The organism is Pseudomonas sp. HP_01 (genome assembly GCF_055284355.1).
Genome location: NZ_JBTOPV010000006.1, coordinates 36,076 through 58,493 on the forward strand (window position 1 = coordinate 36,076; position 22,418 = coordinate 58,493).

General features: G+C 62.0%; 23 protein-coding genes, 3 tRNA genes and 1 pseudogene. 10 read left to right on the top strand and 17 right to left on the bottom strand.

Annotated features, from left to right (window positions below; all coding sequences use genetic code 11):
- Positions 1-54: 54 nt before the first annotated feature.
- The 4 genes from ACYAR8_RS05545 to ACYAR8_RS05560 form a co-directional block, all read right to left on the bottom strand.
- Positions 55-336 (bottom strand): peptidylprolyl isomerase, encoded by a 282-nt coding sequence (locus tag ACYAR8_RS05545; RefSeq protein ID WP_027898593.1) that lies wholly within the window; start codon positions 334-336, stop codon positions 55-57.
- Between the two features lie 106 nt (positions 337-442).
- Positions 443-1,324 (bottom strand): esterase/lipase family protein, encoded by an 882-nt coding sequence (locus tag ACYAR8_RS05550; protein ID WP_463579300.1) that lies wholly within the window; start codon positions 1,322-1,324, stop codon positions 443-445.
- A gap of 336 nt (positions 1,325-1,660) precedes the next feature.
- On the bottom strand, positions 1,661-2,746 hold the full coding sequence (locus ACYAR8_RS05555; RefSeq protein ID WP_463579301.1) for a 3-deoxy-7-phosphoheptulonate synthase: 1,086 nt from the start codon (positions 2,744-2,746) through the stop codon (positions 1,661-1,663).
- 587 nt (positions 2,747-3,333) lie between these two features.
- Entirely contained in the window at positions 3,334-3,564 is a 231-nt protein-coding gene (locus ACYAR8_RS05560; RefSeq protein WP_463579302.1) for a DNA-binding protein, read from the bottom strand.
- Positions 3,565-3,645: 81 nt separating this feature from the next.
- Between ACYAR8_RS05560 and ACYAR8_RS05565 the strand changes: the two genes are divergently transcribed.
- The 6 genes from ACYAR8_RS05565 to ACYAR8_RS05590 all read left to right on the top strand — a co-directional run bounded on the left by ACYAR8_RS05565 (position 3,646) and on the right by ACYAR8_RS05590 (position 7,501).
- Positions 3,646-3,996, top strand: a complete 351-nt coding sequence (locus ACYAR8_RS05565) for a helix-turn-helix domain-containing protein (protein ID WP_074883115.1) — start codon at positions 3,646-3,648, stop codon at positions 3,994-3,996.
- Positions 3,997-4,183: 187 nt separating this feature from the next.
- Entirely contained in the window at positions 4,184-4,828 is a 645-nt protein-coding gene (gacA, locus tag ACYAR8_RS05570; RefSeq protein ID WP_065990451.1) for a response regulator transcription factor GacA, read from the top strand.
- Complete coding sequence (gene uvrC / locus ACYAR8_RS05575) at positions 4,829-6,652, top strand: excinuclease ABC subunit UvrC (RefSeq protein ID WP_133774984.1); 1,824 nt, start codon at positions 4,829-4,831, stop codon at positions 6,650-6,652. It abuts the gene before it with no gap.
- Positions 6,653-6,684: 32 nt separating this feature from the next.
- On the top strand, positions 6,685-7,245 hold the full coding sequence (pgsA, locus tag ACYAR8_RS05580) for a CDP-diacylglycerol--glycerol-3-phosphate 3-phosphatidyltransferase (protein ID WP_065990459.1): 561 nt from the start codon (positions 6,685-6,687) through the stop codon (positions 7,243-7,245).
- Positions 7,246-7,306: 61 nt separating this feature from the next.
- Positions 7,307-7,382, top strand: a tRNA-Gly gene (locus ACYAR8_RS05585).
- Positions 7,383-7,427: 45 nt separating this feature from the next.
- A tRNA-Cys gene (locus ACYAR8_RS05590) sits at positions 7,428-7,501 on the top strand.
- A 174-nt stretch (positions 7,502-7,675) separates the two neighbouring features.
- Here ACYAR8_RS05590 and sodC read toward each other — a convergent pair.
- Positions 7,676-8,194 (bottom strand): superoxide dismutase [Cu-Zn] SodC, encoded by a 519-nt coding sequence (gene sodC, locus ACYAR8_RS05595; protein WP_463579303.1) that lies wholly within the window; start codon positions 8,192-8,194, stop codon positions 7,676-7,678.
- Between the two features lie 232 nt (positions 8,195-8,426).
- Here sodC and ACYAR8_RS05600 point away from each other — a divergent pair.
- Positions 8,427-8,513: transfer RNA gene (locus ACYAR8_RS05600), tRNA-Leu, on the top strand.
- Positions 8,514-8,560: 47 nt separating this feature from the next.
- Here the strand turns inward: ACYAR8_RS05600 and ACYAR8_RS05605 are convergent.
- From ACYAR8_RS05605 to ACYAR8_RS05635, 7 genes are all read right to left on the bottom strand, one after another.
- Positions 8,561-11,227, bottom strand: a complete 2,667-nt coding sequence (locus ACYAR8_RS05605) for an excinuclease ABC subunit UvrA (RefSeq protein ID WP_463579304.1) — start codon at positions 11,225-11,227, stop codon at positions 8,561-8,563.
- A gap of 37 nt (positions 11,228-11,264) precedes the next feature.
- On the bottom strand, positions 11,265-11,438 hold the full coding sequence (locus ACYAR8_RS05610; RefSeq protein WP_175514128.1) for a hypothetical protein: 174 nt from the start codon (positions 11,436-11,438) through the stop codon (positions 11,265-11,267).
- Entirely contained in the window at positions 11,435-12,505 is a 1,071-nt protein-coding gene (locus ACYAR8_RS05615) for a DNA topoisomerase IB (RefSeq protein ID WP_108119358.1), read from the bottom strand. Before ACYAR8_RS05615 ends, ACYAR8_RS05610 begins: the two co-directional genes overlap by 4 nt.
- Positions 12,506-12,605: 100 nt before the next feature.
- Positions 12,606-13,694: a molybdenum ABC transporter ATP-binding protein gene (gene modC / locus ACYAR8_RS05620; protein WP_463579305.1), complete on the bottom strand. Its 1,089-nt coding sequence runs from the start codon at positions 13,692-13,694 to the stop codon at positions 12,606-12,608.
- Entirely contained in the window at positions 13,691-14,377 is a 687-nt protein-coding gene (gene modB / locus ACYAR8_RS05625; RefSeq protein ID WP_463579306.1) for a molybdate ABC transporter permease subunit, read from the bottom strand. Before modB ends, modC begins: the two co-directional genes overlap by 4 nt.
- Positions 14,378-15,145, bottom strand: coding sequence for a molybdate ABC transporter substrate-binding protein (modA, locus tag ACYAR8_RS05630; protein ID WP_463579307.1), 768 nt, complete (start codon positions 15,143-15,145; stop codon positions 14,378-14,380). It abuts the gene before it with no gap.
- 138 nt (positions 15,146-15,283) lie between these two features.
- Positions 15,284-16,360, bottom strand: coding sequence for an NAD(P)H-dependent flavin oxidoreductase (locus tag ACYAR8_RS05635; RefSeq protein ID WP_463579308.1), 1,077 nt, complete (start codon positions 16,358-16,360; stop codon positions 15,284-15,286).
- A gap of 79 nt (positions 16,361-16,439) precedes the next feature.
- Between ACYAR8_RS05635 and acuR the strand changes: the two genes are divergently transcribed.
- Positions 16,440-17,078: an acrylate utilization transcriptional regulator AcuR gene (acuR, locus tag ACYAR8_RS05640; protein WP_074883136.1), complete on the top strand. Its 639-nt coding sequence runs from the start codon at positions 16,440-16,442 to the stop codon at positions 17,076-17,078.
- Between the two features lie 48 nt (positions 17,079-17,126).
- A complete protein-coding gene (gene acuI, locus ACYAR8_RS05645) occupies positions 17,127-18,110 on the top strand; it encodes an acrylyl-CoA reductase (NADPH) (RefSeq protein WP_463579309.1) in 984 nt (327 codons plus the stop codon).
- On the opposite strand, the gene ACYAR8_RS05650 is transcribed toward acuI, so the two are convergent.
- From ACYAR8_RS05650 to copC, 5 genes are all read right to left on the bottom strand, one after another.
- The gene (locus tag ACYAR8_RS05650; protein WP_463579310.1) at positions 18,111-18,554 is read right to left on the bottom strand and encodes an RES family NAD+ phosphorylase; all 444 of its coding nucleotides are present in this window, start codon (positions 18,552-18,554) and stop codon (positions 18,111-18,113) included.
- Positions 18,554-19,003 (bottom strand): antitoxin Xre/MbcA/ParS toxin-binding domain-containing protein, encoded by a 450-nt coding sequence (locus tag ACYAR8_RS05655; protein ID WP_463579311.1) that lies wholly within the window; start codon positions 19,001-19,003, stop codon positions 18,554-18,556. Before ACYAR8_RS05655 ends, ACYAR8_RS05650 begins: the two co-directional genes overlap by 1 nt.
- Positions 19,004-19,148: 145 nt before the next feature.
- Positions 19,149-20,270: a bifunctional DNA-binding transcriptional regulator/O6-methylguanine-DNA methyltransferase Ada gene (gene ada, locus ACYAR8_RS05660; RefSeq protein ID WP_463579312.1), complete on the bottom strand. Its 1,122-nt coding sequence runs from the start codon at positions 20,268-20,270 to the stop codon at positions 19,149-19,151.
- A 106-nt stretch (positions 20,271-20,376) separates the two neighbouring features.
- Complete coding sequence (gene copD, locus ACYAR8_RS05665) at positions 20,377-21,240, bottom strand: copper homeostasis membrane protein CopD (RefSeq protein WP_463579313.1); 864 nt, start codon at positions 21,238-21,240, stop codon at positions 20,377-20,379.
- A 4-nt stretch (positions 21,241-21,244) separates the two neighbouring features.
- Positions 21,245-21,631: a copper homeostasis periplasmic binding protein CopC gene (gene copC, locus ACYAR8_RS05670; RefSeq protein ID WP_463579314.1), complete on the bottom strand. Its 387-nt coding sequence runs from the start codon at positions 21,629-21,631 to the stop codon at positions 21,245-21,247.
- A gap of 130 nt (positions 21,632-21,761) precedes the next feature.
- Between copC and ACYAR8_RS05675 the strand changes: the two are divergent.
- Positions 21,762-21,950, top strand: a pseudogene (locus ACYAR8_RS05675) (RidA family protein); the annotation flags it as partial.
- Positions 21,951-22,418 lie beyond the last annotated feature (468 nt).

A 22,418-nucleotide genomic window follows, 5' to 3' on the forward strand; every position in this document is an offset into this window, starting at 1 on the left:
ATAAACAAACGGCCCGCTTTCAAGGGCGGGCCGTCCGTGCAGCAGCGCGGGGGATCAGTCCTGGCGGCTGGTCACTTCCAGCAGGTGGTAACCGAACTGGGTTTTCACCGGGCCCTGGACAACGTTCACCGGTGCGCTGAACACCACGGTGTCGAATTCCTTGACCATTTGACCCGGGCCGAAGGAACCGAGGTCGCCGCCTTGACGGCTGGACGGGCAGCTGGAGTTGGATTTTGCGACTTCGGCAAAATCAGCGCCGCCTTCGATCTGTGCTTTGAGTTCGTTGCACTTCTCTTCGCTGGATACGAGGATGTGGCGGGCAGTGGCTTTGGCCATTTGAGTAACTCCTGTGAAAAAAAGAAACGAGCGTACTCGAATAAGGGCCGCGTTTCCCGAGAAAGTTCAGGCGCCTTTGTCTTGTCGTGACAGACGACATTGTTGATTAGAGGCCTTTACTAAACAGCAGAGCGGCATGGTCCACGTACAGCTTTACTGGATCGACCTGCTTGCGCACCAGGCCGGCACTCTGATTGATCGAGTCGACGTGGTCCATCGGGTAGTCGGAGCGGATCACCTTGCCCAGGTGGGAGCTGAAGCGGCCGACCAGGCCGTCATTGGACGCCGCTTCTTTCTCGAACAGGAGCGCATAACTGCGCAACGCCAGGTGCAATGGATCCAGGGCATTGCGGCCTTCGGACAACAACGAGCCGTCGATGCAGCCGCTCCACGAGTAATAGTGGACGCCGTTGACCCGTTCTGCGCCTTCGCCGCCCCACGTCGATGGCAGCCCCTGGGAATACGTGCAGTTAAATGCCGCTACGCCTTCGGTCGTCAGCGCATCGAGTGCCTGAATCGGGTCTTGAGGCAGCGCCGAATTACCACTCAGCAGCGCCAGGAAGTGGGCAAAACCTGCGGTCAGCCGCGATGCCACCGCTTCAGGCATCTGCCCGGGCGTCAGCGCCCGACGCACCCGGTCGGCCACCTCCGAGCCGTGATTGGGCCCGCTCACGGAAGTGACCGACGCCACGATATCCGGACGCATCGCAGCGGCATAGCGGGAGGTCAGCGCGCCCTGGCTGTGTCCGATCAGGTTGACCTTCAGGTAACCGGTGCGGCGCAGAAAGCGCTCGATCTGATCAATCAATTGCTTCCCGCGGGTTTCGTTGTCGTGGACCCCGGACAGCGCCGGCACGTGGACCCTGCATCCGGCTCTCTCCAGCGCCTCGGGGATGGCATGGAACATTTCAACCGCGCCGATCCGGTCAAAGCCGAACAAGCCGTGGACCAGCAAAATGGGGTACTTGGTCGTGACTTCCTTGTACATGTCGGTCATTCCTTCGATGAAAATGAAGGATCGAGCTTAACCAGGGGTGATACGGCGGGGAGGGCGCGCAGGAGTGCGGCAACGGGCCGGTAGGTGCAGGTTGTGGAAAGCGTTAAACCGCTACAGGCCTTGTGTGACGGGGAGGCTGGAAAAGACGCTGGCGTTGCGCTGCAAATGCGCAGGGGGCGCGGGACGATTTCCCACGATCGGCGTCTTCGCGGTGACGGACCGTGGCTGACAACGACGACGATTCTGAGGGAAGCCGACGACACGGCCGGCGCCGGCTTCCTGTGTGCAAACGTTACTGATGACGCTTCTGCAAGAGTGACTGCAGAGCTACCTGTAGCGCAGTTTGTTCACGGCCTCGCCCAGAAGGCGCTCGGTGGACTCCCAGCCCAGGCAAGCATCCGTCACCGACACGCCATATTTGAGGGAAGCACTCAACGGTTGGCAGCCCTCGAACAGGTGGCTTTCCAGCATCATGCCGATCAGCGTCCGGTCACCGGCCAGTCGTTGCTGCAGCACGTCGTTGAAGACCGCCGGCTGGCGCAGCGGATCCTTGCCGCTATTGGCATGACTGCAATCGACCATGATGCGCGCGGCCATGCGGTGCTTCGCCAGACTGGCATTCACTGCTGCAACGCTAGCGGCATCATAGTTGGGCCCGCTGTGACCGCCGCGCAGCACGATGTGGGTATCGGGATTGCCCGACGTCTCGATAATCGCGGGATGCCCTTGGGGATCCATGCCGAAATGGCGGTGGGCGTGGGCCGCCGAGCGGATCGCGTCGCAGGCCACGGAGATGCCGCCGTCGGTGCCGTTCTTGAAGCCCGTTGGTACACCGAGGCCGCTGGCCATTTCCCGGTGGATCTGCGATTCGGTGGTTCTTGCGCCAATGGCGACCCAGCTCAAGACGTCATCGAAGTAGCCTGCCGCCATCGGTTGCAACAACTCCGTGGCCACCGGCAAGCCGAGGCGGACCATCTCACGCATCAACTGCCGCGACAGGGCGAGGCCCTCGGCCATGTCGTCACTGCCGTCCAGCGCGGGATCGTAAGCCAGGCCTTTCCAGCCAACCGTGGTGCGCGGCTTCTCGACATAGGCGCGCATCACCAGGAGCATCTGGTCGCTGACCTCGGCAGCCAGGCGGGCCAGGCGCTCGGCGTATTCGAGGGCGGCGTGGGGATCGTGGATCGAGCACGGGCCGACGACCACCAGGAGGCGCGAATCTTCTCCGTTGAGAATGGCGCGAATCGACTGGCGTTGGGCGGCAACCTGTAAGGTCATGGCAGCGTCCAGCGGCAGCTGATGTTTCAGCGCGAACGGCGTGGGCAGGCGTTTCGGGGCAGGGCGGTTGTCACTCAGGGTGACGGCGCTGGAGGGCAGATCGATGAGGGTGTTGCTGACGACGGGCGAATTCATGTGCTGGCTTCCTGGTCGGCGGGTATTCCCGCGCGGACCTACTGGGGTGTTCGACAATTGGCCGGATTGGCTGTGAGTAGGGCGATGCCACCTGTCAGTGACCGATCGGAGGCGGCAGGCTGTCCCGATCGGAGGTTGCTAAATCGCCAGGCGAAGTTGCTGTCGTTGCGGTAATAGTTTGTTTGGTTCATGTGCATTTCCTCGAATCGACAATCAAAAGTAGGTGGCCCAGAAAAACAAAACCCCCGGTCGGGAAGCCGACCGGGGGTGAGAGTTATCTCTCGTGGGCGTCCCGAAGTTCAGGGCGCCGTGTGGGTATCAGGCGCGCCAGTGGCTAAACCAATACCCATAAAAATAAGATGCGGGAATCGAACACGCCGTTGCATTCCAGGCAGCCGCACGCCCGGCCAGACGTGAACCGTCGGCGGCGCAGAAGAACTGAGAGGGAAGGGAAGGCAACATGGTCTGTCTCCGTGGAATGCCGCCGAGCTTACTTCAGACCCCGCGGGTTCTTCAATTGGAAATTACAATGGGGGTGATTGGGGAACGCGTGGTGATTAGCAACGGTTAAAACTGCAAAACGTCGTTCAGCCCTCTGGCACTTCCAAAGTAGCGGAAGCGGGCGGTATCACGCCGATCTTCATCCCTAGCAGTACCGCAACTTTGTGCGACTCACCCCGGCGCCCTTTCTTGCGCCCGGACAACACTTGATAGGTCGTTGCCGGGTCCACGTTGTGCTCCCTGGCAAACTCTTGAACCGATTTGCCCTGCTGTTCCAGCCAAGCCTTGGCTTGTGCGGCGGTGCGGATTCCGGGCATAGTTCAAAACCGTTCAAGTTCGTTCAAATTATTTCGATTCTATCACTCAAAAGAGTGATGTCAACAAGGCTATGCATTCAAATGAGTGGAATAAGTGCCCGAATTAGGGAAGAGCGCGAGCGCTTGGGGCTTTCACAACGCGCATTCGGTGAAATCGGTGGCGTGGAAGCCAACGCGCAGGGCAAGTACGAAAACGGCGAACGCACCCCCAAGGCCGACTATCTGGCCCGCGTCGCCCATCGCGGTGTAGACGTACTGTACGTGTTGACGGGTTCCCGCACCCCGGTGCCCATCGTCGGCCTGAGCGAAAACGAGGAGTGGATGGTGGGTAGTTATCGCAATCTAGGGAAGGAAGAGCAAGATGCCATCTGTCGGTTGACCACCACCCTGGCGGAGTACCAGAGCACCTATACGTCGGACAAAAAGCTCTGAGGCTTGCGAATGTAAAAGTCGTGCGTTTGAAGTTTTTTTCAAGTTTCACGACCGATGATGATAGTTTGTCAGCATCGTTGTAGATCATCTGGTACACATGCCCGCTCAGGGCTCCAGAGCAGATCGCTTACTTTCTTTTTGCTTACGTGGCGGTTAATCGTCATGAATCGTTCGGTGAGGTGTCTGCTTGATTAGGGTGCTGGTTGTCGATGACCATGATCTGGTTCGGACAGGTATCACGCGCATGTTGGCCGACATAGAAGGCTTGCAGGTGGTGGGGCAGGCCGAGTCCGGCGAAGAGTCGTTGCAGAAGGCCCGCGAGCTGAAACCCGACGTCGTGCTGATGGACGTCAAGATGCCCGGCATCGGCGGACTGGAAGCCACGCGCAAGCTCATCCGCAGCCATCCCGACATGAAGGTGGTGGCGGTCACGGTGTGCGAAGAAGACCCTTTCCCTACACGCCTGTTGCAAGCGGGCGCGGCGGGGTACATGACCAAAGGCGCCGGCCTGACCGAGATGGTCCAGGCCATTCGCCTGGTGTTTGCAGGGCAGCGTTACATCAGCCCGCAGATCGCCCAGCAACTGGCGCTCAAGTCATTCCAGCCGCAGACCAGCAATTCGCCGTTCGATCTCTTGTCCGAGCGGGAAATCCAGATTGCCCTTATGATTGTCGGCTGCCAGAAAGTGCAGACGATTTCCGACAAGCTTTGCCTGTCCCCCAAAACCGTGAATACCTACCGGTACCGCATATTCGAGAAGCTGTCGATTAGCAGTGACGTGGAGCTGGCCTTGCTGGCCGTCCGTCACGGCATGGTCGACGCCAGCGCATAAATGACCCAACCGTTTGATCCCAGTGCTTTTCTGTCCACCTGCAGTGGCCGCCCCGGCGTATATCGGATGTTCGATATCGACGGCAAGCTGCTGTACGTCGGCAAGGCCAAGAATTTAAAGAAGCGCCTCGCCAGCTATTTCCGCAAGACCGGTCATGCCCCGAAAACCGGTGCGTTGGTCGCGCGGATCGCCCAGGTTGAAACCACCATCACCGCCAATGAAACCGAGGCGCTGTTGCTGGAACAAACCCTGATCAAGGAGTCGCGACCGCCGTACAACATCCTGTTGCGCGACGACAAGTCTTACCCCTACGTGCACCTGTCCGATGGCGAATTCCCGCGGTTGAGCATCCATCGTGGTGCCAAAAAGGCCAAAGGCCGCTACTTCGGGCCTTACCCCAGCGCCGGCGCGATTCGCGAAAGCCTGAGCATTCTGCAGAAGACCTTCCACGTTCGTCAGTGCGAAGACAGCTTCTACAAGAACCGCACCCGGCCTTGCCTGCAATACCAGATCAAGCGCTGCAAAGCACCGTGCGTGAACCTTGTCGAGCCGCAAATCTACAACGAGGACGTGCGTCACTCGGTGATGTTCCTCGAAGGCCGCAGCAATGCCCTCACCGACGAACTCAATGCGCTGATGGAAAAGTCGGCGATGAACCTCGATTTCGAGCACGCCGCCGAGCTGCGTGATCAGATCGGCCTGCTGCGTCGCGTCCAGGACCAGCAGAGCATGGACGGCGGTACCGGCGACGTCGATGTCGTGGCGGCGTTCGTCAATCCGGGCGGCGCCTGTGTGCACCTGATCAGCGTGCGCGGCGGGCGGGTGTTGGGAAGCAAAAACTTCTTCCCCCAGGTCGGCATCGAGGAGGAGGTGGGCGAGGTCATGTCCGCCTTCCTGGCCCAGTATTTCCTGGGCGGCGGCGAGCGCGAATTGCCGGGCGAGGTCATCGTCAACGTGGTCAGCGAGGATTTCCCCGCGCTGATCGACGCGATCGATGCTTCCCGCGGCCGAGAAATCATCATCAGTCACCGTGTGCGTGGCACCCGCGCGCGCTGGCAGCAACTGGCGGTGACCAATGCCGAGCAGGCGTTGATGGCGCGGCTTGCCAATCGTCAGCACGTCACCGCGCGCTTTGAAGCGCTGGCTCAGGTGCTCAAGCTCGAGGAGCCGCCGCAGCGTCTGGAATGCTACGACATCAGCCATTCCAGCGGCGAAGCGACCGTGGCGTCGTGCGTGGTGTTCGGTCCCGAAGGCCCGATCAAGTCGGATTACCGCCGCTATAACATTGAAGGCATCACGGCGGGGGATGATTACGCTGCCATGCACCAGGCACTCACCCGTCGCTTCAGCCGAATCAAGGACGGCGAGGGTAAATTGCCCGACATCTTGCTGGTGGACGGCGGCAAGGGTCAGTTGAGCATGGCCCGCGACGTGATGAACGAACTGGCCATCCCCGACCTGATCCTCTTGGGTGTCGCCAAGGGCGCTACGCGCAAAGCTGGTTTCGAGACGTTGTACTTGAACGATGCCGCCCATGAGTTCACCCTCAAGGGCGATTCCCCCGCGCTGCACCTGATCCAGCAAATCCGTGACGAAGCTCACCGGTTTGCCATCACCGGGCACCGTGCGCGACGCGGTAAAACCCGTCGAACCTCAACCCTGGAAGGGGTGGCAGGGGTGGGGCCGACTCGGCGTCGCGACCTGCTCAAGCACTTCGGCGGGCTTCAGGAATTGTCCCGGGCCAGCATCGAAGAAATTGCCAAGGCGCCGGGAATCAGCAAAAAGCTCGCAGAGTCGATTTATGCAAACCTGCACAGCGAGTAGAATGCTCGCTCACCTCGTAGCCAGTTGTGCCGATGAATATCCCTAATCTGATCACCGTATTACGTGTCCTGCTGATTCCGATCTTCATTCTGTTGTTCTATCTGCCGTACCACTGGAGCTACATGGCCGCCAGTTCGGTGTTCGCCCTGGCAGCCGCGACCGACTGGCTGGATGGATATCTGGCAAGACGCCTGGAGCAAAGCACACCGTTCGGGGCCTTTCTCGACCCGGTGGCTGACAAACTGATGGTGGCCGTTGCGCTGGTGTTGCTGGTGCAGGCTCACGCCAACCTTTGGCTAACCTTGCCGGCCGCCGTGATCATCGGTCGAGAGATCGTTATCTCGGCGTTGCGCGAGTGGATGGCCGAGCTGGGTGCGCGAGCCCAAGTGGCCGTGTCGAACCTGGGTAAATGGAAAACCGCGGCGCAAATGCTTGCGCTGGTCATCCTGCTGGCCAACCCGCCTGCGTTTACCTTCTGGGTGGTGTTGGGTTATGTGCTGCTGATGATCGCGGCGGGCCTTACGTTGTGGTCAATGGTGCAATACCTTCGCGCCGCATGGCCGCATCTGCGCACGACCACAGATGAAAAATAAGTATTTTTAAATCAAGGGGTTGACGGGGTCATTTGAGTGTATAGAATGGCGCCCACACAAAGCGGGAATAGCTCAGTTGGTAGAGCACGACCTTGCCAAGGTCGGGGTCGCGAGTTCGAGTCTCGTTTCCCGCTCCAGTTTGTATGCGTTTAGCGGTAGTGGTTGGATCGTTGAACGTTTGAGGCCGAGTAGCAAAATGGTTATGCCGCGGATTGCAAATCCGCTTACGCCGGTTCGATTCCGACCTCGGCCTCCACATTTAAAGCCCGTAAGATCAACGTCTTACGGGCTTTTTTGTGGGTGGCGTTTGGTGAGTCACTTCCGCAATTCTGGCTATCGCTTCCGCAACACTGTATGAAGCGATAGCTCACGTCCCAAGCCACTCTTCTCCGTTACCGGTTCAACTGACATCAAGCGCGCTTGAGTTCGATCAGATAACACCACACGCCATCCGATCACCGCCACCGCCCAATGGCATGGGCATATCGGAGTGGTTGTCGCCGCCGACATGGATCATGAGCGCGTGACCTTTGACGTCGGAAATCTTCTTCAGGCGTGGTGCGAGCACAGGATAGTTGGCCACCCCATCGGCGTTGACGTAGACCGCTGGCAGGTCACCCAAGTGGCCTTCGCCATAGGGCCCCAGATGCTTGCCAGTTTTCGCTGGGTCGAAGTGGCCGCCTGCTGCGAGTGCCGCGACTTTTTTGCCGTCTTTCATGCCCGAATCGCAACTCGACTTTTCGTGAACATGAAAACCGTGAATCCCGGCGGGTAGAGATTTCAGCTCGGGGGTGAACACCAGCCCGTAAGCGGTCTCGCTGATGGTCACCTCGCCAACAGGCTGTGGGGCGCCATCAGCGCTCACCAGGTTCATCGGGACATTCAGCGATGCCGCCTGAGCGCTCACCGTAAATGCTCCAATCAGGCTCAGCCACAAAGCGGATTTCATAGACACCTCATTTGGTTCGTCAAAAGAAAGGGGCAGCACAGCTACGACAACGAGTCACCCTAAGCTGCGAGAAAGCATAGACAGGTATCGAGCCTGCGACGGTAAACAAACGTAACCAATTGAATCCGAAAGCTTTGAACTTGCCTCCAAGGCTGGGGATGTATATATTCCCCACTCTTGTCAGCAGGCCTCGCGACATGGCTCGCGAAGGTCAAGGTTGATATGTGCTACCGCCCTGATGGTGAAATTGGTAGACACACCGGACTTAAAATCCGTCGTCCGAAAGGATGTGCCGGTTCGACTCCGGCTCGGGGCACCATTCAGAAAAAAGGCACTTGAGGGCAACCTCAAGTGCCTTTTTCGTCTTTACCCCCGCAACACTTTCCGCAAAAACGGCGCCGTCCGGCTCTCTTCCACGTCGGCAATCTCCTCAGGCGTACCACACGCCACAACATTCCCCCCCTTGTCCCCAGCCCCCGGCCCGATGTCGATCACCCAGTCACTCTGCGCAACCACGCGCATTTCATGCTCGACCACCACCACGCTATGCCCCGCATCCACCAACGCATTCAGCTGCGTCAGCAGCCGATCCACATCGGTGGGGTGCAGGCCTGTGGTCGGTTCGTCGAGCACATACAGGGTGGCGCCGCGCTGGCTGCGCTGTAGCTCCGTCGCCAACTTGATGCGCTGGGCTTCACCGCCGGACAACTCAGTTGCAGGCTGACCCAGACGCAGGTACCCCAGACCAATATCACGCAGTACTGTCAGCGAGCGCAGCACGGCGGGCTGCTCGGCGAATACATCCACCGCTTGCTCAACCGTCAGTTGCAACACGTCGGCGATGCTCAGCTCGTTCCAGCGAATGGCCAGGGTGTCCGGGTTGTAGCGCGCACCATGGCAGGTCGGGCAGGGCGCGTAGACGCTGGGCATGAACAGCAATTCAACGCTGACAAACCCTTCGCCTTCGCACACCGGGCAGCGGCCTTTGGCGACGTTGAACGAGAACTGTCCGGCGTCGTAGCCGGCCTTCTGCGCGTCGGGCGTCGCGGCGAACAGTTTGCGCACGCTGTCGAACAGCCCGGTGTAAGTCGCAAGATTGGAACGCGGGGTGCGGCCGATGGGTTTCTGGTCAACCTGCACCAGACGCTTGATCGCGCTCATTCCGCCCGCAATGTGCCCGCCGGTGGGTTGTGGCACATCGTCTTCCAGGCTGGACTCTTCTGCGTCGACCTCCGCAACCGGGCGTCCTAGTTCCGCGGCCACCAGCTCCAGCAATGCCTGGCTGACCAGACTGGATTTACCGGAACCCGAGATGCCCGTCACCGAGGTGAAGCAGCCCAGCGGAAACTCCGCGCTCAGTGAATTGAGGTTGTTGCGGGTAATGCCTTCCAGGCGCAGCCAGTCGGTCGGCTGCCGTCTTGCGGCGCGCACCTCGACGTGCTCAGCGAACAAATGCCGGCGCGTTTGCGAGGCTTCAATCTCGGCCAGGCCTTCGGGAGGGCCGCTGTACAGCACGTGGCCGCCATGCTCTCCAGCGGCAGGGCCGACGTCGATCAACCAGTCGGCGCGGCGCATGGTTTCCAGATCGTGCTCGACGACGAACAGTGAGTTGCCCGACGCCTTCAGCTGTTGCAACGCAGTGAACAGGGATTCACTGTCCGCCGGGTGCAGGCCCGCAGAAGGCTCGTCCAGCACGTAGATCACGCCGAACAGTTGCGACCCCAGCTGCGTCGCCAGGCGCAGGCGCTGCAACTCACCGGACGACAGCGAAGGCGTGCTGCGGTCCAGCGCTAGATAACCGAGCCCCAGCTCGGTGAGGGTGCTGACCCGCGCCAGCAAATCCTGAGCGATGCGCTGGGCGGCGAGACGTTTTTCGACAGACAAGTTGGGTGTCGCACGCACATCGGGTGCTGCGTCGTGGGCCGAGCCGCCTGCAGTGACGCGCTTCTTTTTCGCCTCGGCCATCTGCTTGCGATCAAGCACCGCGCTCCCGCGCTCTTCATTTTCAAAAACGCCCGCCGCCACTGGACGCAAGACCTCGGCCAGCCGCAGCAGCGGCATCTGCGCCAATTCACCGATATCGAGGCCGGCAAAGGTCACCGACAGGGCTTCGCGCTTCAGGCGTTTGCCATCGCACAACGGGCACGGGCTGCCACGCATGAACCGCGAAACGCGCTTTTTCATCAGCGCGCTCTGCGTGGTCGCGAAGGTGTGTTGCACGTAGCGCCGGGCGCCGGTGAAGGTGCCGTGATAACTGGGTTCGAGTTTGCGCTTGAGTGCCAGACGGGTTTCTTCCGGGGTCAGGCCTCCATATACCGGCACGTTGGGCTGTTCGTCGGTGAACAGAATCCAGTCACGGTCCTTTTTCGGCAGGTCACGCCACGGGGTGTCGACGTCGTAACCCAGGGTCACGAGGATGTCGCGCTGGTTCTGACCACCCCACGCCAGGGGCCACGCGGCGATGGCGCGCTGGCGGATGGTCAGCGAATCGTCCGGCACCATCAGCTCTTCCGGAATCTCATAGACCCGGCCCAGGCCGTGGCACTCGGGGCAAGCGCCCTGGGGCAGGTTGGGCGAGAAGTCTTCGGCGTAGAGCATGGGCTGGCCCGGCGGGTAAGTGCCGGCGCGGGAGTAGAGCATGCGGATCAGGCTGGACAGAGTGGTGACGCTGCCAACCGAGGAGCGCGTGCTCGGCGTGCCGCGCTGTTGCTGCAGCGCGACGGCCGGGGGCAGGCCTTCGATGGAGTCGACATCGGGCACGCCCACTTGATCGATGAGGCGTCGGGCATAGGGCGCAACGGATTCGAAGTAGCGGCGTTGGGCTTCGGCGTACAGGGTGGAGAACGCCAGCGAGGATTTGCCGGAGCCCGACACGCCGGTGAACACCACCAGCGAGTCGCGGGGGATGTCGATGTCCACGTTTTTGAGGTTGTGCTCACGGGCACCGCGCACCCGGACGAATCCGGGGCGGTTAGCATCGACGGTGAAGGAAGAAGGGCGGGCGTCGTCTGGCAGGTGCGGCGGTGTGGTCATGGGTGAGGCCTTTGAATCCTGAAATACAAGAACGGGTTTACTCGGCGAGGGGCACTTTGGGCGTGTGCCCGGCGTCGTCGTGATCGCCGCCGGTCAGCGGCTCGTCTTCACGCACGTCGTCGGTGCGATCGCGATCATCGGCCACGTCGGCTGGGCGCGCGTCGGGGTCGTTGAGTTTTTCGCCGGGGATATGAGCGTTGCGGGTTGTCATGCGGTTTCTCCTGTCAGTTCTTCGGATGCTTCACGAATGACCTCGGCGGCCTGCAGGCCCTGGAGGAACCCAGCCAGCGCCACTTCTTCAAGGCGCAGGCCTTTGCGCTGGCGGATGCGCGGCAGCTTGGACAGTTCACCCATCGCGAAGGCCTCCAGCACCGCCGGATGGATGTAGCACTTGCGGCAGACCGCCGGGGTGTTGCCCAGCAGCCGCGCGACTTCCTTGACCATGGACACGACGTGTTTCTTCGCATCCGCTTCCGGTTCCCAGTGCAGCTTGCGCAGGGTCGCCAGTGCCATCGCGCTGCCAGCCCAGGTGCGGTAATCCTTGGCAGTGAAATCGGCGCCGGTGAGGGTGTGCAAGTACTGGTTAATGTCGTGTGAGGAAACGGTATGCCGCTGGCCGTCGTCATCCAGGTACTGGAAGAGGTTCTGACCAGGCAATTCCATGCAGCGCTTGATGATGTTCGCCAAACGCCGGTCAGTGACGCTGAGCCGGTGCTCGACGCCGCTCTTGCCGCGAAATTCGAAGTAGATCTTGCTGCCCTTCACGTCGACGTGTTTGTTGCGCAACGTGGTCAGTCCGTAGGAGCGGTTGTCCCGGGCGTACTGGCTGTTGCCGATGCGGATCAGCGTCTGGTCCAGCAGCGACAGCACCGCCGCCATGACTTTCTCGCGGCCCATGCCGGGTTTGGCCAGCTGCGCTTCCAGCTGTTTGCGCACTTTGGGCAGCGCCTGGCCGAAGGCGATCATCCGCGAGTACTTGTTCTCGTCACGAATCTCGCGCCAGCGCGGGTGATAGCGGTACTGCTTGCGTCCGCGAGCGTCACGGCCGGTGGCTTGCAGATGGCCCTGGCGGTCGGCACAGATCCACACGTCTGTGTATGCCGGTGGGATCACCAGCGCGTTGATGCGCTTGATCACGTCCTCGTCGCGGATGCGCTCGCCGTCGGTGTCGAAGTAGGCGAACTTGCCGCGCAGGATCTTGCGGGTAAATCCGGGCTGGCCGTCGTCGACGTAGTGCAGATCTTTGGGCAGGTCTTCGCTGTGGATTGTGTCCGGCATGAAAGGCAGTCCTGAATGCGGGTCTTTTTGCATTGACCGTGGCGCTGCGCAGTCGTGCCGACTAATTGCATACTGATGAATCGGACGGGTGATTGCTCGCCTACGCCAGCAGCGCGACTGATTTGATCTGCGCCCAGAGCGTCTGCCCGGGTGCCAGCTGCAGCTGATCCCTGGAGTAGCGGGTAATCCGTGCCAACAGCGGCGAGCCGCCAGCATCGAGGCGTACCAGCACATGGGCGGCGTTGTCAGCGGCGATCTCTTCGATGACCGTGACCGGCAGGCGATTGAGGATGCTGCTTTGAGCGTCGGGTTGCAGGCTCAGGCTCACGTCCCGTGCCTGCACTTTGAGGCGCAGCGGCTTGCCGGGCAGCAAGGCGGAATGGGCGACGCGAATACTCAGTTGGCTGCGTGGCAGTTGAACGGTGATGAGCTGATAAGCGGCGTCGTAGGCCAGCACGCTGCCTTCGATTACCACGCCCGCGTCATCGCCCATCGCCAGCGGCAGATCCAGCCGCGCCAGTGTTTCGCCGATAGGGCCGCTGGCCAGCGCTTTGCCGTCGCTGAGCAGGACAAGATGGTCGGCCAGTCGCGCCACTTCATCCTGGGCGTGGCTCACGTAAATCAACGGAATATCCAGCTCGTCGTGGAGGCGTTCGAGGTAGGGCAGGATTTCGCTTTTGCGCTGCGCGTCCAGCGCCGCCAAGGGTTCGTCCATCAATAGCAGGCGCGGGCTGGTCAGCAACGCGCGGGCGATCCCGATCCGCTGACGTTCACCGCCCGACAGTTTGTCGGGGGTGCGGCTGAGCAAATGATCGATGCCCAGCAGCAAGGTCGCCTGCTGCAACGTAATGCGCCTGTCGCGCTCGGGAATGCGCTTAAGACCGAAGCGCAGATTGCCCTCGACGTCGAGGTGCGGAAACAGGCTCGCTTCCTGGAACACGTATCCCAGGGAGCGCTTGTGTGGGGGCAGAAAGATGTTGTTGGCGCTGTCCTGCCAAACCTCACCGTTGACGCGGATATAGCCGTCGGCCGCCTTTTCCAGCCCGGCGATGCAACGCAGGCAGGTGGTTTTGCCGGAACCTGAGTGGCCATACAGCGCCGAGACGCCGCGACCGGGCAGGTTGAGGTCGACATCCAGGGCAAACCCGGCAAACGCCAGCTTCAATCGAACATCAATCGTCGAACTCATGCGCCGCTCCACGCCGACCGGGCCTTGCCGCTGGAGTACAGCGCCAGCAGCACGACAAAGGAGAAGACCAGCATCGCCCCTGCCAGCCAATGGGCCTGGGCGTATTCCATGGCTTCGACATGGTTGTAGATTTGCGTGGACACGACCCGGGTTCTCTCCGGGATATTGCCGCCGATCATCAGTACCACGCCGAACTCACCCACGGTGTGGGCGAACCCCAGAATCGCCCCGGTGATGAAGCCAGGGCGCGCCAGCGGCAGGATCACGGAGAAGAACGTGTCCCAGGGGCCTGCTCGCAACGTAGCCGCCACTTCAAGGGGGCGTGGGCCGATGGCGACGAAGGCGTTCTGCAAGGGCTGCACCACGAACGGCAGGGAATACAGCACCGAGCCGATCACCAGCCCGGTGAAACTGAAGGTCAGCGTGCCGAGCCCCAGGCTCTGGGTCAGTTGCCCGATCGCGCCATTCGGCCCGAGCAACAGCAACAGATAAAAGCCGATCACCGTGGGCGGCAGCACGAGAGGCAGCGCCACCACCGCGCCGATCGGGCCTTTCAGCCATGAGCGAGTGCGCGACAACCACAGCGCGATGGGCGTGCCGACGATCAGCAGAATCACGGTGGTCAGGGACGCCAGTTTCAGCGTCAGCCAGATGGCCGCGAGGTCGGCACTGCCCAGCAGCATTTACAGCTGATACCCGTAGGACTTGATGATCGCGGCGGCTTTCGGGCCTTTGAGGTAATCCATCAGCGCCTTGGCGGCGGCGTTGTCTTTGCCCTTGTTGAGGATCACCGCGTCCTGCTTGATCGGCTCATGCAGGTTGGCGGGCACGATCCACGCCGAGCCACCGGTCAGCTTGCCGTCCTTGAACACCTGGGAGAGGGCGACGAAACCCAGTTCCGCGTTGCCGGTCTGCACGAATTGATAGGCCTGGGCGATGCTCTGGCCTTCGACGATCTTGCTTTTGGTCGCTTCGGTCAGGCCCAGTTTCTCCAGGGTCTGGGTGGCGGCGAGGCCGTAGGGGGCGGCTTTCGGGTTGGCGATGGACAGGTGTTCGAATTTGCCGTCCTTGAGCACCTGGCCCTTGTCGTCGACATAGCCGTCTTTGGCCGACCACAGCGCCAAAGTGCCCACCGCGTACGTAAAGCGCGAGCCTTTCACCGTCTCGTTTTCGCTCTCCAGTTTGGCCGGGGTGGTGTCATCGGCGGCGAGGAATACTTCGAACGGCGCGCCATTTTTGATCTGGGTGTAGAACTGGCCGGTCGCGCCGAAAGAGGCGATCAACTTGTGACCAGTGTCTTTTTCGAAGTCCTGGGCGATGGCCTGGATCGGCGCGGTGAAATTGGCGGCGACGGCCACCTGAACCTCATCGGCGAGCGCTGTGCCCGACGACAGCGCGGCACAGGCGAAAACCAGCGAGGTGAGGGTGACGCGATTTGAAACTGCGTGCATGGAACGGCTCCGGGCTAGCGAACGGAATGAGGAAGAAAGCCAACCGGACGTCGGTCTAACGCTATGCAGCGAAATATATAGCGACTCTTCTCCGCGCGGAAGCCGGATCTTGCCGCGCTGGGGTTTTATCTCGTTGACCTAACGCCCGGCCAGCCGTTCAAGGGCGCCAATGGCCAGCGTCCGGGTGAGTTCTTCTGCCGACAGCGAGTGCTTGATGCCCACTGCCTGACCCGCCCAGAGATTCATGAAACCGTCGTCGCCTCGGGCTTCAGCCTTGCTGCGCAGCGGCATCAACGCGCCGCCCGCGGTGGGGAAGGCCGGCGCGGCAGCGGCCATGGGCCCGATCTCACCCATGATGCGATTGACGATGCCCCGGGCCGGGCGACCGGTGAAGATGTTGGTGATAGCCGTCTGGCTGTCCTGGGCACGGCTCAGTGCCGCCTGATGCAGCGCCGACGTCTTGGCTTCAGGGGTGAACAGGTAGGCCGTGCCGAGCTGAACCGCTGACGCGCCGAGCATGAACGCGGCGGCGATCCCGCGACTGTCGGCAATGCCGCCGGCGGCGATGACCGGCACCGTCACCGCATCGACGATCTGCGGCACCAGCGCCATTGTGCCGACCTGGGTGTGCAATTGATCGCTGAGGAACATGCCGCGATGGCCGCCAGCCTCGTAGCCCATGGCGATGATCGCATCGCAACCCCGCGCTTCGAGCCACACAGCTTCTTCCACAGTGGTCGCGGAAGAAAGCACCTTCGCACCGGTGGCCTTTACCCGCGCCAGCAGTGCAGCCTCGGGCAGACCGAAATGGAAGCTGACCACTTCCGGCTTCAGCTCTTCGATCAAGGCGCAGGCCGCCTCATCAAAGGGCGCGCGATTGGATGTGGGAGTGGGGGCATCGAAGTCGGCGCCCAGTTCGTTGTAGTAGGGCTTGAGCAGGTCTTTCCAGTCGGCGTCGGCCTGTGTATCGGGCAGAGGATTCTGGTGGCAGAAAAAATTCAGGTTCAGCGGCGCATGGGTGCCCGCGCGGATCCGCGCCACTTCTTCGCGAATCTGCGCCCGGGTCAGCATGGCGCAGGGCAGCGAGGGCAGGCCACCGGCTTTGCCGACCGCGACGGCCATCGCCGACCCGGACGCCCCGGCCATGGGCGCTTGCAGGATGGGCAGTTCGATGTCCAGCAGTTTGAGCAGGCGGGTATCGGGCCAGGCTATCATTGGCAGAGTCTCCAAAGCGAAAAGAGCAAGAGCAAAGATGCGGTTGATTTAATAGACGCTCGGTCTAATATGCAACCCCATGAACGATATCATTGCAAAACCCCGACGCCCCGGCCGCCCACCCAAAGTGGCACGCCCCGATGACTTCGACACCCGCGAGGCGCTGATCCGCTGCGGCGTGGAGATACTGACCGAACAGGGCTTCATGGCCACGGGCATCGACGGCATCCTTAAACGCGTCGGCGTGCCCAAAGGCTCCTTCTATCACTACTTCGCCAGCAAAGAGGTGTTCGGCCTCGCGGTGCTCGACAGCTACGCCAGCTACTTCGCCCGGCGCCTGGATCGCTGGCTGCTGGATGAAACGCTGTCGCCGCTGGAACGGCTGGCCGGGTTCGTTCAGGAATCGAAGGTCAACATCGCCCGCCACGATTTTCGGCGCGGCTGCCTGGTGGGCAACATGGGCCAAGAGGTGAGCGTCCTGCCAGCGGGCTTTCGTGAGGCGCTGGAAAAAGTTTTCCTCGACTGGCAGGTGCGCCTGACGGTGTGCTTCAAGGCGGCGATCGCTGCGGGCGAACTGCCGTCACGCACCGACTGCTCAGAGCTGGCGGCGTATTTCTGGATCGGCTGGGAGGGTGCCGTGCTGCGGGCTCGACTGGTGCAGAACGAGCAGCCGCTCAATACCTTCATCATCGGATTTCTGCGCGGATTGCCGCGCTGATGTTTTCAGGTCTGGTTATAGACGAGCGGTCTAAATAGGAGAAGGGCAATGTTTAAAGGCATCCTGATCAACAAAGACGACCACGGCTACCGAGCCGAGGTGACAGACATCGATGACAGTCAGTTGCCCGAAGGCGACGTCACTGTTCGCGTCAGCCACAGCACATTGAATTACAAGGACGGCCTGGCGATCACCGGCAAAGGCCCGATCGTGCGGCAGTTTCCGATGGTGCCCGGCGTGGATCTGGCCGGCACGGTCGAGGACAGCAGCGATCCTGACTTCAAACCCGGCGATCAAGTGCTGCTCAATGGCTGGGGCGTCGGCGAAGGGCACTGGGGCGGGCTGGCGCAGAGGGCGCGGTTGCAGGGCAAATGGCTGATACCGCTGCCAAGCGCATTCACGCCGGCGCAGGCTATGGCCATCGGCACGGCGGGCTACACCGCAATGCTCGCGATCATGGCGCTGGAGAAAAACGGCGTGACCCCGGACAAGGGTGATGTGCTGGTGACCGGGGCCAATGGCGGTGTCGGCAGCTTCGCCATCGCACTGCTGGCGAAGCTCGGCTACCGCGTTGTGGCCTCCACCGGCCGCTTGGGCGAGAGCGACTACCTGACGTCCCTCGGCGCAGCGGAAATCATCGATCGTGCCACGCTGGCCGAACCGGGCAAGCCATTGGCGAAAGAGCGCTGGGCCGGGGCGATCGATTCGGTGGGCAGTCACACCCTGGCCAACATTTGCGCCAGCACTCGGTATTGGGGCACGGTCGCCACCTGCGGTCTGGCCCAGGGCATGGACTTTCCGGCGTCGGTCGCGCCGTTCATTCTGCGCGGCGTGACCCTCGCCGGCATCGACAGTGTCATGCGCCCGCGCCAGGACCGCATCGACGCCTGGGCGCGTCTGGCCCGGGATCTCGATGTGTCGCTGCTGCCGTTGATCAGCCGGGAGATCGGCTTGAGTGAAGTGGTTGAAACCGCGCACCTGCTCATGGACGGGCAGGTACGCGGGCGCATCGTGGTCGATACCCGGCGCTGATCAGCCGCAGGTGAAGGGGCGCACGTCGAGCACCCTGACCTGCGCCATGGCGGGGTGACGGGGATTGAGCAGCAGGTTGCGCGTGTGGGTGATGGTCGCCGACGGCACGATCAACCCGAGTTGCTCGCGCCGCTCCAGCCAGGCGCCGCCGAAATCCATGCTGGGTCGATCCGCCGGCGTGACGTCCCACCCGGGCGGCAGTTGTGCGAGAGCAGGCTGCCAATACAGCCCGGGGTCATCCGGCAACTGCAGGTGAACGAGCTGGAAACCTGGCTGCGGCAGGTTCGCGCATTGAATGAGCGTGTCCAGCGCACAGCCTGACGCGCTCAGCGCCAGGTAGACCGCCGGCTGGTCGGCATGACTCCAGCGCCCGCCGAACTGCGCGGCGCCCGTGCCGGACAGATCGTTCGCGGCACTCTCCTTGCTGATCCTCCAGGCCTGCATCAGACGACCCCGCCATGCTGCAAGGCGCTGAGCACCCGGCGTGCCTGGCGCGCGCCGATTTCGGTTTCGCACAGGGCGATGGGTGTCTGGCCGTTGAGTGCGCGGTTGGAGGCCACCATCCAGCGGCGGGCGGTGTTCTGGTCTTCGAAGAGTTCGGCGGCGTGGGTGGCAAGGGCGGCGACCCGGTCGAGGCGTTCGGAGCCGACGATGTCTAGCGGCCGTTGCTGACGCTGGCGGCGTTCCAGGGTGGAGACCGAGCTGGCCAGCAAGGCTTCGAGCTGGCTGTTGCTGAGGCGGAAGGCGTTGCGCAGCACCTTGACCCAGCCGGGCGGGAAGCCCGAGCGGATGTAGTCCAGCCGTTCGGTTTCGTTGCGTGCGTTGAGCTGGTCGGCGATCAACCAGAATGAGGGGGCGGTGTCGGTTATCGCTGCTTGAAGAGTCGAAGGCACGTCCATGCTCCTTGTGAGATCCGGTGCAGCGACCTTACGCCGCTGTCAGGGTTTCTCAAGCGAGAAGCTGTTACCGGCGTTTGCATGCCTGGCAGTTTTCGCATGCCCGGCTTCATTTGTAGGACCGGCTTTAGCCGGGAAGCTTCTAGCGGGTCTTTGCGACGTTCGCTGTTGGACCGGATGCTTGCTCCGCTGCTCGACCCTCGCGATCAAGAAGCGCCTGCTTGCGCTCCACACCCCAACGATAACCCGACAACGCGCCATCACCGCGCACCACGCGGTGACAGGGAATCGCCACGGCGATGTGATTCGCCGCGCAGGCCAAGGCGACCGCGCGACTGGCGGTCGGCGCGCCGATACGCTGGGCGATTTGCGCGTAGCTCGCGGTGGTGCCCGGCGGGATCTGCGCCAGGGCCTGCCAGACCCGCTGCTGAAAGGCGGTGCCTTGCAAATCCAGCGGCAGGTTCAGGCCCAGCTTCGGCGCCTCGATAAACCCCACCACCTCAGCCATCAGCCGCTCGAAGTCGGCATCGCCGCCGATCAGCGTGGCGCTGTGAAACTGATCCTGCAGGTCTTGCACCAATCGATTGGGGTCATCGCCGAGCAGAATGGCGCACACGCCCTTGGTGCTCTGGGCCACCAGAATCGCCCCCAGAAAGCACTCTCCGACGGCAAATCGAATCTCTAGCGCGACGCCGCCCTTGCGGTAGTCCGTGGGGCTCATACCCAGCAATCCTGCGCTGGCTTCGTAAAAGCGGCTGTTGGAATTGAAACCAGCGTCGTACAGGGCGTCAGTGATGCGCCCGCTGCCGGTCAGTTTGGTGCGCACCTTGTCGGCGCGGTGGGCGTTGGCGTAGCCCTTGGGCGTCAGGCCGGTAACCGCCTTGAAGACGCGGTGGAAATGCCAGGGGCTCATGGACGCGTGGGCAGCCAGTTCGGCGAGGGTCGGCAGCCATTCCGCTTCGGCGATAAGTCGGCACGCCCCGGCGACCACGGCGGCATGCTGCTCAGCCAGACCGGTGCGGTCGGCGGCGGCACGTTTGCTCGGGCGAAACCCGGCGGCTTCGGCCTCGGTGGCACTGTCAAAGAACACCACGTTTTCCGGGCGTGGCAAGCGTGCGCTGCTGCCGGGGCGGCAGTAGACGCCGGTGGTGCGTACGCCGTAGACGAACAGCCCGTCGGCGCTGGCATCCCGGGACACCACGGCGTTCCAGCGCGGATCGAGCTCGACGCTTTCGGAGGACTGATTGCTCGGTTGGCGGCTCATTGTGCGGCTCTCTGACGGTTCACTGGCCTGTACGTTAGCTGCTGTGATGGAAGGCGACACTCCGAGTCTTGCGCTCAAACTTTTGCCTTCATGTCAGCCTGTTCGATCAGCCCAGCATCGGCGGCAAGGTGCCGAGCAACGACACCGCCGCCAGCGCACCCGCGCCAAACAGGCCTTCCAGCAATACGCTCAGCCTCAGGCGCGCCATCGGCAAATCAACCGCTCGGGCCAATTGCCGGTTCAGCGCGGCCAGCAACAGCATGCCCACCACCATGGTTACTTTGACGGCCAGCACCAGGCCGAACCCGGCAAACGCAGGCTCTGGCCAGATCCCGCCGCTGAGTGCACGAACGTTGATCAAGCCCGTTGCGATGATGACCGCCACCAGTGCGTAGCCGATGCCGCTGAAACGCCGCAATACCACCGCGAGGTCGACGCCATGAGCAGCCCGCAGCAGCAGGACCAGCATCAGCAAGCCGCCGAGCCATGTGCCGACGCCGAGCAGGTGCAGCATCTGGTTGAGGATCAACAACTGGCCTTTCAGTCCATCGAACATCGCGCCGTGACCGACCGGCGCCAGGGTCAGCAGCAACAGGGTGTTGAGAACCAGTAAAACGCTTGGCTTTACGCGGGAATTGAGGATGACCACCAGCGCGTTCAGCAGCAGATGAACCACCCACACGTGACCGAACCAGGTACTGCCCAGCACCAGTCCGACAGTAGAAGGATCAATCGCGCTGCTCCAGTCGCTGCTCAGATAAGCTGCCGTCAGCATCAGCCAGGCCACAGCGCTCGCCAGGGCAATGGCGGCAAGCCAGCCGGTCAGCCGACTCAGGCGAGTTGCTGCCGGGCTGGCTTCAAAAGGTTGCAGGTGCCGGGCAAACAACAGGCTGCGGAACGCGCCGACCCCGAACAGCAACAGCACTGCGCCGAAGTGGATGAAGCGGCACAGGATCAGTCCTTCGTGCATGGGGTTATGGCGTCACCTGAAAGCGGTACGTGCCTTCGCTCTTGTGGGTGTCCACCGATACGGCGTGCCATTCCACCTTGTATTTGCCCGGGACCATCGGCACGGCCGGGGTCACGATCAGGACTTTCTGGTTGTTGGGATCGGTTTCGACACTGCGCGTCTGGATGATTTCCGTCGGCGTGTCGGGCGCGTCCAGGCTGATCACCACCTTGGTGAATTTATCTTCTACGCCTTCGGAGAAGGTCAGGCGCAGTTCTTTAGGCGCGCTCACTTCGCTGTCGGCAGCGGGTTGCTGGCTTTCCAGATGGGCGTGGGCAAAGGCAGCAGTGGAGGTCAGACAGGCCAGCAGGGACAGGCAGGAGAGGGCGTGCTTGAAACGTTTGGCAGACATCGGCGGGACCTTTGCTAGGGCGGCAGTTGCAGCGAATGGATGACGGAATCGACGACGGTCGACTCGGGATGATCGGATCGCTACTAGACCAGAAAGTGCAGAGGGACTCCAGCGATTAAGCCGGCACTATATCTTCGAACTGACGCTGCTGATGGTTGATCACTCGGAAGAGCGGTTGCGTCTATGGGTCGAGCAGGCTGATCTCGCATGGGCTGGCACTATGAAGCCGGTATGCACACTCATCCCCGTCCCTCGCCTGGCGCTGGACGGCATGCTGATCGAGATCGAAGCGGTGGCGGCGCTTAGGCCCAGAGACTGACTGGTTTTTAGTGGGACCGGCTTCAGCCGGTCAGAGGCCAGTATGAACACCATAAACTCTGCAGCGCGACTGCCGACGCCTTCCCGGCTAAAGCCGGTCCCACTGGGGTACGCGGTCGATTAGTGGGACTGGCTTCAGCCGGTCAGAGGCCAGTATGAACACCATAAACTCTGCAGCGCGACTGCCGATGCCTTCCCGGCTAAAGCCGTTCCCACTGGGGGTACGCGGTCGATTAGTGGGACTGGCTTCAGCCGGGAAGAGGCCAGTGTGAACACCATAAATTCTGTAGTGTGACTGCCGACGCCTTCCCGGCTAAAGCCGGTCCCACGGTCTAGGCTTGCCAATCCCACTGGGTGTACGCGGTCGGTGTGCGCCGTCAGGATCGATACGCTGTCAGAGGGTCAGGCAAGGGGCGGGGTGATGCAGTGATGATGCGATGAAAGGCTGCGCCGCGTGTGCGACGCAGCC

Excerpts from the sequence above, each read along its gene's own strand:
- acuR (WP_074883136.1), top strand. The coding sequence starts at position 16,440 with ATGAACGATATCATTGCAAAACCCCGACGCCCCGGCCGCCCACCCAAA.
- ada (WP_463579312.1), bottom strand. The coding sequence starts at position 20,270 with ATGAGCCGCCAACCGAGCAATCAGTCCTCCGAAAGCGTCGAGCTCGAT.
- copD (WP_463579313.1), bottom strand. The coding sequence starts at position 21,240 with ATGCACGAAGGACTGATCCTGTGCCGCTTCATCCACTTCGGCGCAGTG.
- ACYAR8_RS05555 (WP_463579301.1), bottom strand. The coding sequence starts at position 2,746 with ATGAATTCGCCCGTCGTCAGCAACACCCTCATCGATCTGCCCTCCAGC.
- sodC (WP_463579303.1), bottom strand. The coding sequence starts at position 8,194 with ATGAAATCCGCTTTGTGGCTGAGCCTGATTGGAGCATTTACGGTGAGC.
- uvrC (WP_133774984.1), top strand. The coding sequence starts at position 4,829 with ATGACCCAACCGTTTGATCCCAGTGCTTTTCTGTCCACCTGCAGTGGC.
- modB (WP_463579306.1), bottom strand. The coding sequence starts at position 14,377 with ATGCTGCTGGGCAGTGCCGACCTCGCGGCCATCTGGCTGACGCTGAAA.
- ACYAR8_RS05565 (WP_074883115.1), top strand. The coding sequence starts at position 3,646 with ATGAGTGGAATAAGTGCCCGAATTAGGGAAGAGCGCGAGCGCTTGGGG.
- ACYAR8_RS05545 (WP_027898593.1), bottom strand. The coding sequence starts at position 336 with ATGGCCAAAGCCACTGCCCGCCACATCCTCGTATCCAGCGAAGAGAAG.
- modC (WP_463579305.1), bottom strand. The coding sequence starts at position 13,694 with ATGAGTTCGACGATTGATGTTCGATTGAAGCTGGCGTTTGCCGGGTTT.
- ACYAR8_RS05650 (WP_463579310.1), bottom strand. The coding sequence starts at position 18,554 with ATGCAGGCCTGGAGGATCAGCAAGGAGAGTGCCGCGAACGATCTGTCC.
- copC (WP_463579314.1), bottom strand. The coding sequence starts at position 21,631 with ATGTCTGCCAAACGTTTCAAGCACGCCCTCTCCTGCCTGTCCCTGCTG.
- modA (WP_463579307.1), bottom strand. The coding sequence starts at position 15,145 with ATGCACGCAGTTTCAAATCGCGTCACCCTCACCTCGCTGGTTTTCGCC.
- pgsA (WP_065990459.1), top strand. The coding sequence starts at position 6,685 with ATGAATATCCCTAATCTGATCACCGTATTACGTGTCCTGCTGATTCCG.
- ACYAR8_RS05550 (WP_463579300.1), bottom strand. The coding sequence starts at position 1,324 with ATGTACAAGGAAGTCACGACCAAGTACCCCATTTTGCTGGTCCACGGC.
- ACYAR8_RS05605 (WP_463579304.1), bottom strand. The coding sequence starts at position 11,227 with ATGACCACACCGCCGCACCTGCCAGACGACGCCCGCCCTTCTTCCTTC.
- ACYAR8_RS05610 (WP_175514128.1), bottom strand. The coding sequence starts at position 11,438 with ATGACAACCCGCAACGCTCATATCCCCGGCGAAAAACTCAACGACCCC.
- ACYAR8_RS05615 (WP_108119358.1), bottom strand. The coding sequence starts at position 12,505 with ATGCCGGACACAATCCACAGCGAAGACCTGCCCAAAGATCTGCACTAC.
- ACYAR8_RS05635 (WP_463579308.1), bottom strand. The coding sequence starts at position 16,360 with ATGATAGCCTGGCCCGATACCCGCCTGCTCAAACTGCTGGACATCGAA.
- acuI (WP_463579309.1), top strand. The coding sequence starts at position 17,127 with ATGTTTAAAGGCATCCTGATCAACAAAGACGACCACGGCTACCGAGCC.
- ACYAR8_RS05560 (WP_463579302.1), bottom strand. The coding sequence starts at position 3,564 with ATGCCCGGAATCCGCACCGCCGCACAAGCCAAGGCTTGGCTGGAACAG.